The organism is Burkholderia sp. AU15512 (genome assembly GCF_002223325.1).
GTDB lineage: Bacteria > Pseudomonadota > Gammaproteobacteria > Burkholderiales > Burkholderiaceae > Burkholderia.
Genome location: NZ_NKEX01000006.1, coordinates 2569916 through 2584597, shown reverse-complemented (window position 1 = coordinate 2584597; position 14682 = coordinate 2569916). Strand labels below are relative to the sequence as shown.

General features: G+C 67.5%; 7 protein-coding genes. 2 read left to right on the top strand and 5 right to left on the bottom strand.

Annotation, left to right across the window (positions count from 1 at the left end):
• Window positions 1-35: 35 nt before the first annotated feature.
• The 5 genes from CFB43_RS30970 to CFB43_RS30950 form a co-directional block, all read right to left on the bottom strand.
• Window positions 36-1448, bottom strand: a complete 1413-nt coding sequence (locus tag CFB43_RS30970; RefSeq protein ID WP_089497884.1) for an undecaprenyl-phosphate glucose phosphotransferase — start codon at window positions 1446-1448, stop codon at window positions 36-38.
• A gap of 962 nt (window positions 1449-2410) precedes the next feature.
• Window positions 2411-5422, bottom strand: a complete 3012-nt coding sequence (locus CFB43_RS30965) for a GLUG motif-containing protein (RefSeq protein WP_089497883.1) — start codon at window positions 5420-5422, stop codon at window positions 2411-2413.
• 254 nt (window positions 5423-5676) lie between these two features.
• A complete protein-coding gene (locus tag CFB43_RS30960) occupies window positions 5677-8619 on the bottom strand; it encodes a two-partner secretion domain-containing protein (protein ID WP_089497882.1) in 2943 nt (980 codons plus the stop codon).
• A gap of 168 nt (window positions 8620-8787) precedes the next feature.
• Window positions 8788-10431, bottom strand: coding sequence for a ShlB/FhaC/HecB family hemolysin secretion/activation protein (locus CFB43_RS30955; RefSeq protein WP_256990140.1), 1644 nt, complete (start codon window positions 10429-10431; stop codon window positions 8788-8790).
• Window positions 10432-10908: 477 nt separating this feature from the next.
• Window positions 10909-11925 carry a 1-aminocyclopropane-1-carboxylate deaminase gene (locus CFB43_RS30950; RefSeq protein ID WP_089497881.1) on the bottom strand — a complete coding sequence of 339 codons (1017 nt, stop codon included), beginning with the start codon at window positions 11923-11925 and terminating at the stop codon, window positions 10909-10911.
• A 197-nt stretch (window positions 11926-12122) separates the two neighbouring features.
• Between CFB43_RS30950 and CFB43_RS30945 the strand changes: the two genes are divergently transcribed.
• On the top strand, window positions 12123-12623 hold the full coding sequence (locus CFB43_RS30945; protein ID WP_089497880.1) for an Lrp/AsnC family transcriptional regulator: 501 nt from the start codon (window positions 12123-12125) through the stop codon (window positions 12621-12623).
• A gap of 244 nt (window positions 12624-12867) precedes the next feature.
• Complete coding sequence (poxB, locus tag CFB43_RS30940) at window positions 12868-14589, top strand: ubiquinone-dependent pyruvate dehydrogenase (RefSeq protein WP_089497879.1); 1722 nt, start codon at window positions 12868-12870, stop codon at window positions 14587-14589.
• The last annotated feature ends 93 nt before the right edge of the window (window positions 14590-14682 follow it).

Sequence of the window (14682 nt, the reverse complement as noted above, 5' to 3'; positions counted from 1 at the left end):
ATGCGGCGACGCACGATGGCGGTGCCGCGTGCGTATCAGTACGCGTTGCGGTGGGCCCAGCCGCGCAGGGCGGTGGCCAGGACGATGCGCATGTCGAGGGCGAACGACCAGTTGCGCAGGTAATGAAGATCGGCTTCGACGCGGCGCTGCATTTTTTCGACGCGGTCGGTTTCGCCGCGCAGGCCGTTGATCTGGGCCCATCCGGTGATGCCGGGCTTGACGCGGTAGCGGTGGATGTAGCCGTCGACGATCTTCCGGTAGAGGTCGTCGTGTTCGAGCGCGTGCGGGCGCGGGCCGACGACCGACATCTCGCCGCGCAGCACGTTGAGGAACTGCGGCAGCTCGTCGAGGCTCGTGCGGCGCAGGAACGCGCCGACCCGTGTGATGCGCGGATCGTCGCGCGTCGCCTGGTGCACTTCGCCGCCCGCGTCGTGCAGCCGCATCGTGCGGAACTTGAAGATCGTGAATGCCTGGCCGTCCGCGCCCTTGCGCTGCTGGCGGAACAGCACGGGGCCGCTCGACGACAGCCGGACCGCCGCCGCGATCGCGAGCAGCAGCGGCGCCAGGCCGACGAGGACGGTGGCCGCGAACACGCGATCGAAGATCGCCTTGTGCAGCAGCGCGCGCGACGACAGCGGCGACGCGACCAGGTTGATCGCCGGTGCGCCGACGAGGTCGATCATCTCGCCGTCGAACATCGCGAGCTTGCTGACGTCGGGCATGAAGCGGATGTTGACGAGATCGTCGCGGAACGCGTCGAGCACGGCCATCACGATGCGCGCCTCGCCGATCGGCAGCGCGAGCCAGACTTCGGGAATCGCGTGCGTGCGGACATGCCGGGCGAACGTATCGAGATCGCAAAAGCGCGGCATGCCGTCGGGGCTCGTCGGGTTGGCGATGGCGATGTCGAACATCGCGGCCGTGCGGAATCCGGCCGACGGCGCGCTGGCAATGCGGTCGAGGACGGCGTCGCGATGGGCGCCGGTGCCGACGATCGCGACGAGGCGCTCGCTTTCCTGCGGGCGGCCGATCCGTTCGAGCGTCGTGCCGGCGACGACGCGCGATGCGACAAGTGCGATGCCGCTCATCGCCGTCCAGAGCAGGTACCAGGGCAGCGCAATGGCCAGGGTCGGCGCGAGCACCAACATCACGAGTGCCGCGCCGGCCTGCGCGATCAGCCAGGCGAACGCGGTCAGCAGTGCGGTGCGATGCGCGGGGGTACGGGCCGGCGAGTGGTAGAGGCGGAATGCGGGAAACAGCATCAGCGCAAAGGTTGCCGCGCAGGCGACGGCGGCCAGTTCGGACGACCGATCGACGTCCGTGCCAGGCAACACGAGCGCGGCGGCCAGCGCGCCGGACGAGATCAGGGCGACGTCAGCAATGCGCGCGATCAGGCCGCCGGCGGTACGCGCTGCGTGCGCGTGCCGTGGTTCGAATGACATATCCATATACCCTTCTGCTGCCGTTCTGATTTAAAGGGACGCCCGTCGTTCCGATCGCGACGCGAAACCGCACGCTCGGCCGTAGCGGAGCGCGGCCGCTGTTTCCACTGCATGGGAAATGCCACCGGGGAAGGAGACGCTGCCTGGGGTGCCGGTCGACCGGATGCGCTGCAACGGTGCGATCCGAGCCTCGCGCGATGAAGGACGAATGCTTGCGAAACGTTGCGGCCGACTCGACAGGGTCAATTTTCGGGAAGCAGGGGCCTGATTTAAATAGAACGCCTACTAATTGCCGTGGAAATGGATTAGTACGTGTACGAATCAGCCGGATTCACGTCCGAATGGGCGATTGACATAGTCGGACTTGTCTTTAGAAGGACGCGCAATGTCGGGTCGTCGACGCGAACGATTCGCAACGAGCTGAGAGCGGCTGGCGAAGAAGGGAGGGTTTGCGGCAGTCGAAGAAGTGGTGTACAGGTCGGAGGACGCGTAAAGGGCGCAGCAGCCACGGTGATCCGGGCGTAGCGCGCAATATCGGCTGGCGTTTCGCGACGCAGCGCTTCGTCGCGTTTCTCGATGCCAGACGATACGTGCCATCCCGGCAAGCTCTCGCACCACTGCGGCCGGATGGATGCCTATTCCGAAGCGGTGATCACGGGCTGCGTAGCGCCCCCATGGCGGTATCGCCGCGTATTCGCCCGTTTCATTCGTACCGTGACGGGATTGCACGACTGACGATGCTCCGGGTTTGCCGGGTTCGGCAGAGGCACGGTGCATCCGTGCCGGGCAGGCATCGTTCCGCCGGAGGAGCCTCGACCCTTTCGGAACATCCCGAAATACCAATCGATTCGCATGCCATGAAACGCACGAAGACGGGGTGAACCCTTCCACCCCCAAACGAACACGGGCGGCAAGGATGGCCTGCCGGCCACCTCGCCGCCCGATGGGGTCAACCGATTACTGCTCGATTACCAGCCGGTCTTGCCGTCAACCGTACCCCAGTTTTCGCCGACGATCTGCATGCCCGCTGACGGACCCGACACCGTGCTCGACTCGATGCTCCCGAAGTTCAGCGCGACCAGGCTGCCGCGGAGGAGCGGTTCCGGCAACGGACGGCTGCCGATCCGGGTGCTCGACTCCGACGACCGGATGGTGCCCATGTTCAGCGCCACCAGGCCACCGAGATCCGAATTCACGCCGTCGATCGAACCCGTCGACTGGCTGTTTTCGATCAGGTTGACGTTGGCGCCGACCAAGCCGCCGACCCACGAAAGGTCCGCGGTGACGCTGCCGGACGACGACGACTGACGGATCACGCCGTTGAAGTCGTTCAGGCCGACGAGCCCGCCCGCGTTCGATTCCCTGCCGGCCGTGACGCTGCCGCTGGCCGATGCGCGCGTGATCGTGCCTGTGTTGGTTCCGACGAGCCCGCCCACGTCCGAGCGGGTGCCGGCGATCACGTTGCCGCTGGCGGACGCGTTTTCGATCGTGCCCGTATTGTTGCCGACCAGCCCGCCCACGGGCGCCGCCACGTAGGCTTGCACGTCGCCAGTTGCGCTTGCGTTCTCGATGGCACCGCGGTCGTTGCGACCGACGAGGCCGCCCACCGGGCCGCCGCCGAATGCATCGATCTTGACGTCGGACGATGCGTTGGCGATCCGGCCGCGTTCGTTCAGGCCGACGAGGCCGCCGGTTGTCGCGGCATGCATCGTGTTGACCGTGCCGTTGGCGGAGGCGTTCTCGATCGTGCCGCCGAGGGCCTTGCCGACGAGCCCGCCCACATGGCTGTCCTTGCCCGCCGAGACGGCCACTTTCGCCGACACGTTGCGCAGCGTGCCGCGGTCGTTCAGGCCGACGAGCCCGCCGACGTGCATGCCTTCGCCGGCCGCGATGCGGCCGCTACCGGACGAATTCTCGATGGTGCCGGTGTTCAGGCCGGCCAGCGTGCCCGCGCTCTGCGCATACGTGGGGAGGCGGTAGGACCGGGCAATCTTGATGTCGGCATCGGCGCGGCTGTTCCTGATCGTCGCGCGTGCGCCTTCGTTTCTGCCGGTGATCCCGCCGATGCTGAACGTGTCGCGGGTGCCGTCGAGTCGCCCGCTGAAGCGGGCGTTGTCGATCGTGCCGTCGTTATTCTTGCCGACGATCCCGCCGAGTATGCCGATGCCCTTGCCGTTGTGGACGACGCTCATGTTCGTGGCCGCGACGTCGTGGATCCGGCCGCCGTAGTTGATGCCGACCAGCCCGCCCATGAATGCGTTGGGGGAGGTCGACGCGCTGCTGACGGTGAGCGAATCGAGCGTCAGGTTGCCGATCGATCCCTTGTTCGCCGCGAACAGGCCGGCCCGGTCGTTGCCGGGATTGCTGATGGTCAGGCGGCGGACGGTGTTGCCGAGGCCGTCGAACGTGCCGGCGAACGTCGTGCCGCCGCCGATGCTGTTGAAGCCGGCGTTCGCGCCGTCGATGCCGTTGCCGAGCACGTAGCGGCCGTTCAGGTCCGCGTCGACGTTGCGCAGGTCGGCAAGCGTGTGCAGTACCTTGTAGCCTTCGCCGTTCGAGCTGTACGACGCGTTGTCGCCCGACAGCGTGACGACGCCGGTGTCGTTCGCGAGCGTGCGGCCGTTGGTCGAATTCAGCTCGAGATGTGCGTTGTGGCCGGTGAGCTTTACCGCGTCGTTCACGCGAATCCGGTTCGCGGCGTTGACGAGCAGGCTCGCATTCGCGCCGGTGGCCGACAGCGTTTGATTCAGGTCGACGTTGCCCTTCTGCGACGTGAGCGTCAGTGCGTTGTCGCTCGTCCACGCGACCGGGCCGCTCACTGTCAGATCGTTGCGGGTGTTGGTCAGCGCGACGCTGGTCGTGCCGAGGTTGCGCGACAGCGTGTCCGCGTCGATTGCCTGACCGTTGACATTCGCCCCGTTCACGCCCGCGTTGGCGGCTTCGATCGCCCACGTGCCGGCCGTGTTGCCGGCGCGCGTATCGACCTGCGTGTCGTTCGCGACGTTCACGCGTTCGCCGCGCGTCGTGATCGAGCCGGCCGCTGCGCCGGCGTCGGCCGTGCTCGCGTCGAGCTTGCCGCCGACGTTCACGGTGCCGCCGTCGAGCGTGATCTTGCCGCCGCGCGTGCTGAGGCCGCGCGCCTCGATCGTGCCGGTGTTGTTGATCACGGCGCCGAGCAGGTTGTCGGCCGCACGGGCGGTCATCAGCACCGCGCCGCCGTCGGCTTTCAGCAGGCCGCCGTTGGACGCCTGCGCATCGACCGCGCCGCCGTCGACCTGCAGGTTCAGCAGGCCGCTGCCGTCGAAGTTCACCGTGAACGCGTTGCCGGCGCCGAGCGCGACGCTGCCGAGTTTCGCCTGGATCACGCCGTTGTTGGCGACGCGCGCACCGAGCAGCGCGACGCTGCCGCCGTCGGCCGCGGTGATCGTGCCGTCGTTGGTGACGGCTTGCGTCGAGGAACCGGAGAAGCGGTAGTTGCCGGCGAGGAAATCGGCATCCGACAGGTTCTGCGTGGAGGCCACGAGGCCGCCGACGTTGACCTGTGCACCCGAGCCGAACAGCACGCCGTTCGGGTTGACGAGGAACACGCGGCCGTTGGCGCTGATCTGGCCGTCGATCTGGCTGCCGTTGCCGCCGATCACGCGGTTGAGCGCGATCGATTGCGCGGTGGGTTGCTGGAAGTTGACGCGTTCGCCGCCGGCGACGCTGAAGTCCTGCCAGTTCGTGACGAGCTTGTCGGTTTGCTGATTGATGTTCATCGTGCGGCCGTCGTCGGTGCGCAGGATGTCGGCCTTGCCGGACGTGATCGCCTCGCCGGTGGGCAGTGCGAACGCGGGCAGCGCGGCGAAGCCGAGCAGCGAGACGGCGGTGACGGCGGCGCGCTTGCCGCCGCTCGCCTTGCCACGCCGGCGCGCGGTTTCCCCGACCGCGGTCCAGCATCGCTGGGCGCCGTTCCATACCAATGCGTAGGTCTTGTTCATCGTTGTTGTTTCCTCAGGGTTGCGCTGATCTTCAGCGGGAAATGTTCCCGGACCCGACGCGGAATCCGCGACGGGGGGCGGGACGAGTCGGCCGCCTGCGCCGGGGTTCAAAGCGGCGAGGCGGCGAGACATGGGGCGAAGCGAATCTGGTGGGAGCGGGCTTTGCCTGCTCCCCGGCAGCCGCATCGCACGGTCGCGATGCGGCTGCTCGTACCGGTAGCGCCGTGCGGGAAGCCGACGCTGGCCGGTGTGACTTACCTGATCTGGCCCGGGCGGCGTTGGCCGTCGATGAGGCCGACGTTGAAGCCGACGGTGTTGAATTGCTTCGAGGGGCCGAAGGTGGCACTCGATTCGATCGAGCCGCTATTGAATCCGACCAGCCCGCCGCGGAAGCCGGGGTTGGTCGATGCGTTGGCATCGAGCGTCGTATGCGACTCGGACGAGCGGATTGCCCCGTCATTGATCGCGACGAGGCCGCCAAGAGTCGAACCAGCGCCGCCGATGACGCCGGATGCGTTGGCGCTCTCGATCAGCCCGCCTTTCTCGTTGACACCGACCAAGCCGCCGACGTTGGCACGAAGGGCCTTGACGCTGCCCTTGGCCGATGCGTTGCGGATTACGCCGCCGCCGTTCGTGCCGACCAGGCCGCCTGCGTTGGCATCCCGCCCTGCCGAGACGTCGACGTCGGCCGACGCGTTCTCGATCGTGCCGGTGTGACGGCCGACGAGGCCGCCGACGGAGCCCGGGCCGTTCGCGACGACCTGACCGCTTGCCGAGACCTTCGACAGGACACCTGAGTTGAAGCCGACGAGCCCGCCTGCGTAGGCCGACGTGCCGGCCTGGACGGTGTTGGACGACGACGCGTTGGCGATCCTGCCGTGCTCGTTGAGGCCGACGAGGCCGCCGGCTGCCGCGGCTTGCGTCGCGTTGACCGTACCGCTCGCCGACGCATGCTCGATCGTGCCGCCGACGGCCTTGCCGACGAGCCCGCCAACCTGGCTGCCCTTGCCAGCGGTGACGGTTGCGGCCGCCGACACGTTGCGCAGCGTGCCGTCGTCGTTCAGGCCGACGAGCCCGCCGACGTTCATGCCGTCGCCGGCTGCGATGCGGCCACTGCCGGATGAATTCTCGATGGTGCCGGTGTTCAGGCCGACCAGCGTGCCGGCACTCTGGATGTGCTGGGCAAGATCTTTGGCGCGGGCAATCTTGATGTCGGCGTCGGCGCGGCTATTCGTGATCGTCGCGCGCGCGCCTTCGCTGCTGCCGGCGATACCGCCGATGTTCATCGTGTCGCGGGTGCCGTCGAGCTTCCCGCTGAAGCGGGCGTTGTCGATCGTGCCGGAGACATTCCGGCCGACGATGCCGCCGACCCAGCCGAGGCCCGCGCCGTTGTGGACGACGTTCACGTTCGTGGCCGAGACGTCGTGGATCCGGCCCATGAAGTTGGCGCCGACGAGCCCGCCGATCATCGCGTTGTAGTACGTCGATACGCTGCTGACGGCGAGCGAGTCGAGTCTCAGATTGCCGATCGTCCCAAAGTTCCACCCGAACAGTCCGACCACGTCGCTGCGGGGATTGCTGATGGTCAGGCGGCGGATGGTGTTGCCGAGGCCGTCGAACGTGCCGGCGAACGCGTTGTTGCTGCCGCCGATGCTGGTGAAACCGGCGTTCGCGCCGTCGATGCCGTTGCCGAGCACGTAGCGGCCGTTCAGGTCCGCGTCGACGTTGCGCAGGTCGGCAAGCGTGTGCAGTACCTTGTAGCCTTCGCCGTTCGAGCTGTACGACGCGTTGTCGCCCGACAGCGTGACGATGCCGGTGTCGTTCGCCAGCGTGTGGCCGTTGGTCGAATTCAGCTCGAGATGCGCGTTGCGGCCCGAGAGCTTTACCGCATCGTTCACGCGAATCCGGTCTGTGGCGTTGACGGACAGGCTCGCGTTCGCCCCGGTGGCCGACAGCGTTTGATTCAGGTCGACGTTGCCCTTCTGCGACGTGAGCGTCAGTGCGTTGTCGTTCGTCCACGCGATCGGGCCGCCGACCGTCAGGTCGCCCTTCGTGTTCGCGAGCGCGACATTCGTCGTACCGAGGTTGCGCGACAGCGTGTCCGCGTCGATTGCCTGACCGTTGACATTCGCCCCGTTCACGCCCGCGTTGGCGGCTTCGATCGCCCACGTGCCGGCCGTGTCGCCTGCGCGCGTATCGACTTGCGCGCCGTTCGCGACGTTCACGCGTTCGCCGCGCGTCGTGACCGAGCCGGCCGCTGCGCCGGCGTCGGCCGTGCTCGCGTCGAGCTTGCCGCCGACGTTCACGGTGCCGCCGTCGAGCGTGATCTTGCCGCCGCGCGTGCTGAGGCCGCGCGCCTCGATCGTGCCGGTGTTGTTGACCACGGCGCCGAGCAGGTTGTCGGCCGCGCGGGCGGTCATCAGCACCGCGCCGCCGTCGGCTTTCAGCAGGCCGCCGTTGGACGCCTGCGCATCGACCGCGCCGCCGTCGACCTGCAGGTTCAGCAGGCCGCTGCCGTCGAAGTTCACCGTGAACGCGTTGCCTGCACCGAGCGCGACGCTGCCGAGTTTCGCCTGGATCGTGCCGTTGTTGGCGACGCGCGCGCCGAGCAGCGCGACGCTGCCGCCGTCGGCGGCGGTGATCGTGCCGTCGTTGGTGACGGCTTGCGTCGAGGAACCGGAGAAGCGGTAGTTGCCGGCGAGGAAGTCGGCATCCGACAGGTTCTGCGTGGAGGCGACGAGGCCGCCGACGTTGACCTGTGCACCCGAGCCGAACAGCACGCCGTTCGGGTTCACGAGGAACACGCGGCCGTTGGCGCTGATCTGGCCGTCGATCTGGCTGCCGTTGCCGCCGATCACGCGGTTGAGCGCGATCGATTGCGCGGTGGGCTGGTGGAAGTTGACGCGTTCGCCGCCGCTCACACTGAAGTCCTGCCAGTTCGTGACGAGCTTGTCGGTTTGCTGATTGATGTTCATCGTGCGGCCGTCGTCGGTGCGCAGGATGTCGGCCTTGCCGGACGTGATCGCCTCGCCGGTGGGCAGTGCGAACGCGGGCAGCGCGGCGAAGCCGAGCAGCGAGACGGCGGTGACGGCGGCGCGCTTGCCGCCGCTCGCCTTGCCGCGCCGGCGCGCGGTTTCCCCGACCGCGGTCCAGCATCGCTGGGCGCCGTTCCATACCAATGCATAGGTCTTGTTCATCGTTGTTGTTTCCTCAGGGTTGGTTCGCTTCGCCGGCACGACGCAGCGCGTGTGCGCGACGAAGCGAAACGGATGGAGCGGATGGATTCGCCCCTTCGGAATGCGGGCAGCGGGGCTGCCCGCCGGTGCGGTTCGGCCGACTTGAGGCCGCCCCGGTTGCTCGGTTCCTTAGAAATACTGCGCGGCCTGCAACCAGACACTCGGCGCGCGCGTGACCCTCTGCGAGCGGTCCGCGTTGCCGAGCGGCCATGCGGCGGTGACGCTGATCTGCCGGTTGGCGCCGTACCAGCTCGCGCCGACACCCGTGCCGGACAGTTGCAGCGTGTTGAGCTCGTTGCGCACCCACGGCTGCTTGTTGATCTGCATCCGGCCCGTGTCGACGAAGGTGCTGACCTGCCAGCCCGGCGTGGCGAGATAGCGCAGCTCGGCGCTGGCCTGCCAGCCCTGGTCGCCGCTGCCTGCGCCGAGCGCGTAGGCGCGCACGCCGTACGGGCCGCCGAGGCTGAATTTTTCCGACGAGTCGAGATTGCGCGACGCGAGCTGCGCGCTGAATTGCGTGTAGAACTGCAGCCGCGAGCCGAGCGCCTGCAGCCGCATCGCATTCACGTTGAGCTTCGCGAAACTGCCTTGCGTGTGCGAGAACCGGTTCATGCCGAGCGGATCGTTGCTGCTCATCCGGCCGAGGCCGAGCGTGGCCGAGAACGCGTTGCGGCCGCCTCCGAACCGGTCGTCATTGCTGTTGCCGGTGACGGAAAACGACCACAGGTCGACGCGCTTGTCGCTGACGAGGTCGAACACGCCGTAGTCGTCGCGCAGGTGCTTGTTCTCGTAGAGGACCTGCGCGCTGGCGCTCGCGCGCCGGCTGCGCAGCAGCGGCTGCGTGACGAACGCGCTGCGCACGCTCGCGCGGCCGTGATAGCCGAGCGGGCGCATCTCCTTGCCGAGCCGGTAGCCCATGTCGGAAAAGGCGACGCCGATCCGTGTGGACGCGGGGCCGACCGGCACCTGGTACATCGCGCGGTAGTACTGCTGGTTCGTATTGCTGGTGAGGCCGCGTAGCGAGAATTGATCGCCGAGCCGCAGTGGCGAGTTGACGGTGACGGCCCCGGTGGCGCGGTAGCGGCCCGTGACCGGATCGCCGTAGTTGTCGAGTTCGAGCGAGCCGGTGGCGAACGGTGCGCGCGCCGCATCGACGATCAGGTCGGTGGTGCCGGGTGTCTCGCCCGCGCGCAGCGTGCCGCTGGCCGTGACGCCCGGCAGCTCGCCGAGCAGCGTGAGGCTGCGTTCGAGATCGGCGCCGCGCACGACGTCGCCGGGCCGCAGTGTGCCGAGTGGCTGGCGCAGCACGCCGTCGAGCACGCGCGAGTCGTTGCGGAGTTCGATCCTGCCGTAGCGACCCTCGACGATCGCGATGCGCACGACGCCGTCTTCGATGTCCTGCGGCGGAAGGTAGGCACGCGCGAAGACGTAGCCGCGTTCGCGATAAGCGATGGTGATCCGGTCGGCCGCGGAACGGAGTTCGTCGAAGCCGAGATCGCGGCCGACGAGATCGGCGAGCAGCGCCTGCAACCGCGCCGTGTCGAGAACCTGGTTGCCTTCGATGTGGAATGCGCGAACGGACACGCGCGAGCCGGCTTCCGCATCCGACGGCACGGCCGGCGCGGCAGCGTTGCTCGACGGTGGCATCGCGATATCGGGCGATGCGGGTGCAGGGAGCGCCGGACGCACGGTTTCAACGTCGCGCAGCGACTGCCCGGCATTCGGCACTTGTGCGTGCGCGAGACCGGATTGCGACAGCGCGATGCCGAGCATGCACGCACAACGCAGGACGGAACGAAGTGGGGGGCCGGAGCCGGGTACGGCGCTGGCACGGCGAGCGGCCGCCGGTTTGCCGCCGGGTGGGGGGATCGCCTGGCGAGCCGAATCGCGGCCGGCAGACAGGCAGGAGAAACAGCGAATGGACCGAATTTCTGACCTCGAGCGTGTGGACACCTGCCCCGGCACGTCGATGGTCGAACCGGTTAATCAGGAGGCCGGCTGATGGTACGAAACGCGTTCACGGTTGAATATTGAACAAGTACGAGTGGTCGTGGATAAGTGATCTGTCTTGTCGGATTTTTCTGATCGGAATGTGCCGATGCGGGAAAACCGGGTGCCGGCGTCCGGCATGAGGACGACCGGCGTGCGCACACGTCCTGGTGGTCCGGCGAGCGGGCCGGATGGTTCGCAAGCTGCCGACCGGCGGCGGACAGGCATCGCCTGTCGTGCCGGCGGGTCATCGCGACGGTGTCACCCGTTCCGGAAAATCTCGCTATATGCGCTCAATGCCGGCACGCCGCCGAGATGCGCATACAGCACCTTCGACCCCGGTTCGAATTCGCCAAGCCGTACCTTGTCGATCATCCCGTGCATCGACTTCCCTTCGTAGACTGGATCGGTCAGCATGCCTTCGAGCCGCGCACACAGGCGAATCGCGTCGAGCGTGCCGTCGTTCGGCAGCCCGTATTCGGGGCCGGCGTAGCGCGTGTCGAGCACCACGTCCGCTTCAGTGATTGGCCGGCCGAGATCGACGAGTTCGGCGGTGTGCCGCGCGATGCGCGTGATCTGCTCGTGTGTGCGCTCGGGCGTGGCCGACGCATCGATCCCGATCACGCGGTCGGCGCGACCGTCGGCCGCGAAGCCGACGACCATCCCCGCCTGCGTGCTGCCCGTGACCGAGCACACGACGATGTAGTCGAACTTGAAGCCGAGTTGCGCCTCCTGCGCACGCACTTCTTCCGCGAAACCGACGAAGCCGAGCCCGCCGAGCGGATGCTCGGAGCAACCGGCCGGAATCGGGTAGGGCTTGCCGCCCGCCTGCCGCACGCTCTCCATCGCTTCTTCCCAGCTGCGGCGAATGCCGATGTCGAAGCCGTCGGACACGAGCCGCACGTCCGCGCCCATCATGCGCGACAGCTGGATGTTGCCGACGCGGTCGTACACCGGATCTTCGTAGTTGACCCAGTGTTCCTGCACGAGCACGCATTTCATCCCGAGATGCGCGGCGACGGCCGCGACCTGGCGGGTCTGGTTCGACTGCACGCCGCCGATCGACACGAGCGTATCCGCGCCTTGTGCGAGCGCGTCGGGGACGAGGTATTCAAGCTTGCGCGTCTTGTTGCCGCCGAACGCGAGGCCGCTGTTGCAGTCCTCGCGCTTCGCATACAGCTCGACCTTGCCGCCGAGGTGCTCGCTCAGGCGCTTGAGCGGCTGGATCGGCGTCGGGCCGAACGTGAGCGGATAACGGGGGAAACGTTGCAGGTTCATCGGCGGGCTCCGGAAAGCGGTGGACGGGGCGGGAAACGGAATCGTTCGGGCGCGGCCGGGAGGCCGTGTTTCGACCAGAAAAATGATAGGCAGAAGCGCGAGAAATGAGCTTGCGAAATCAATTGCGGTGGCCTACGTTATCGACGATACGAGAACGTAATAAGCAATTTTGATTCGTTGAAAAGGAGGATGGCGCAATGAAATTAGATCGAGGCGGCGCATCGCCCGCCGACGCCGCACCGGCGCTCGATCGCATCGACCGCGCGATCCTGCGGCAACTGCAGCAGGACGCGTCGATCTCCAACGTGAGCCTCGCGGCGAAGGTGAAGCTGAGCGCGCCGGCGTGCCTGCGGCGCGTCGAGCGGTTGAAGGAAATGGGGCTGATCCGCGGCATCGTCGCGTTGCTCGACCCGAAGCCGCTCGGTGCAGGGATGCTGGTCGTGATCGGCTTCGTGCTCGATCGCTCGACGCCCGAAGCGTTCGCCGCGTTCGAGAAGGCCGCGCAGAAAGTGTCGGGGTGCGTCGAGTGCCACGTCGTGACCGGCGAATTCGACTACTTCATGCTGGTGCGCACGCGCGACAACGACAGCTTCAACCGGCTGCACGCCGAACAACTGCTGTATCTGCCGGGCGTGCGGCAGGTGCGCTCGTTCATGGTGCTCAAGGAGATTCTGTCGACGCATGCGCTGCCGTTGTAAGTACGCGTGTTCGACGAGTGCGCGCCGGACTGGCGCCTGGTATCCCCGTCAACCCGTCCATTTGCCGACGAACCGGCGACAGTCGCCCGACACCGCCGAAAGGGACCGAACGAAACGCGCGCAAGCGCATTGCACCTTCACGACGCCGCGCGAAGCGATCGCGTATGCTCGTCGCGTTCGGTGGCGAAGGCGGCCACCTGAGCCGATTCATTCGTGTGACGACCCATCAACGAGCGAGGACAGCATGGCCAAACAGACGATGGCGGAATATCTGGCGAAGACGCTGGCGGCAGCGGGCGTCGAGCGCATCTGGGGCGTGACGGGCGACAGCCTGAACGGCCTGTCGTTCAGCCTGAGCCAGATCGGCTCGATCCGCTGGATGCATACGCGGCACGAGGAAAGCGCCGCGTTCGCGGCCGGCGCGGATGCCGCGTCGGCCGGGCGGCTCGCGGTGTGCGCGGGCAGTTGCGGCCCAGGCAACCTGCACCTGATCAACGGGCTCTACGACTGCCACCGCAATCACCAGCCGGTGCTCGCGATCGCCGCGCACATTCCGTCGACCGAGATCGGGCTCGGCTATTTCCAGGAAACCCATCCGCAGGAGCTGTTCCGCGAATGCAGCCATTTCGCGGAGCTCGTGACGAACGCGTCGCAGTTCCCGCGCGTGCTCGCCCGCGCGATGCGTACCGCGATCGACGAGCGGGGCGTCGCGGTGGTCGTGCTGCCGGGCGACATCGCGCTGGGCGACGGCCCGGAAGAGGCGCCGGCGTGGAGCGAATCGTCACCGCCGTCGATCCTGCCGGCCGATGCCGATCTCGACCGGCTCGCGGCGCTGCTCAACGCGTCCGACGCGGTCACGCTACTGTGCGGCAGCGGCACGCAAGGCGCGCATGACGAGGTGGTCGCGCTGGCCGACACGCTCGGGGCGCCGGTCGTGCATGCGCTGCGCGGCAAGCAGTTCGTCGAATGGGACAACCCGTTCGACGTCGGGATGACCGGGCTGATCGGCTTCAGCTCGGGCTATCACGCGATGGAATCGTGCGACACGCTGCTGATGCTCGGCACGGATTTCCCGTACCGGCCGTTCTATCCGTCAAACGCGAAGATTGCGCAGATCGACTGGAAGGGCTCGCAGCTCGGCCATCGCGCGCCGCTCGCGCTCGGCCTCGTCGGCACCGTGAAGGAAACGATCGCGGCGCTGCTGCCGCGCCTCACGCGCAAGACGCAGCGGCGTTTTCTCGAGAACGCGCTGAAGCACTACGCGGCGGCGCGCAAGGGCCTCGACGATCTCGCGGTGGCCGAGCCGCCGGGCCGCGCGATCCATCCGCAATATCTGACGAAGATCGTCGACGAAGTCGCGGCGGACGACGCGATCTTCACGGCCGACGTCGGCACGCCGACGCTGTGGGCCGCGCGCTACCTGACGATGAACGGCAAGCGGCAGCTGCACGGCTCGTTCAATCACGGCTCGATGGCGAACGCGATGCCGCAGGCGCTCGGCGCGCAGGGCGCGCATCCGGGGCGGCAGGTGGTGTCGCTGTCGGGCGACGGCGGGCTGTCGATGCTGCTCGGCGATCTGCTGACCGCGCGCCAGCTCAAGCTGCCGATCAAGATCGTCGTGTACAACAACAGCCTGCTCGGCTTCGTGTCGATGGAGCTGAAGGCGGCCGGCTATCTCGACACGAACGTCGACCTGAGCCCGACCGACTTCGCGGCGATCGCGAAGGGCGCGGGCATCTTCAGCGTGCGCGTCGAGCATTCGGAAAACGTCGAAGAAGCGCTGCGCATGGCGTTCGCGCATGACGGGCCGGCGGTCGTCGACGTCGTCACGTCGAAGTATGAGCTCGCGATGCCGCCGAAGATCGAACTCGCGCATGCGAAGGGCTTCAGCCTGTTCATGCTGCGCGCGATCCTCAGTGGGCGCGGCGACGAGATCGTCGAGCTGGCGAGAACCAACCTGCGGTAATGCTGTGCCGCGCGCGATGCTGCAGGCAGCGCGCGCGGCGTAACGCATCGATGAGCGTGCGGGGGCGTTCGTCACACGCGGCTCGGCTTCGCC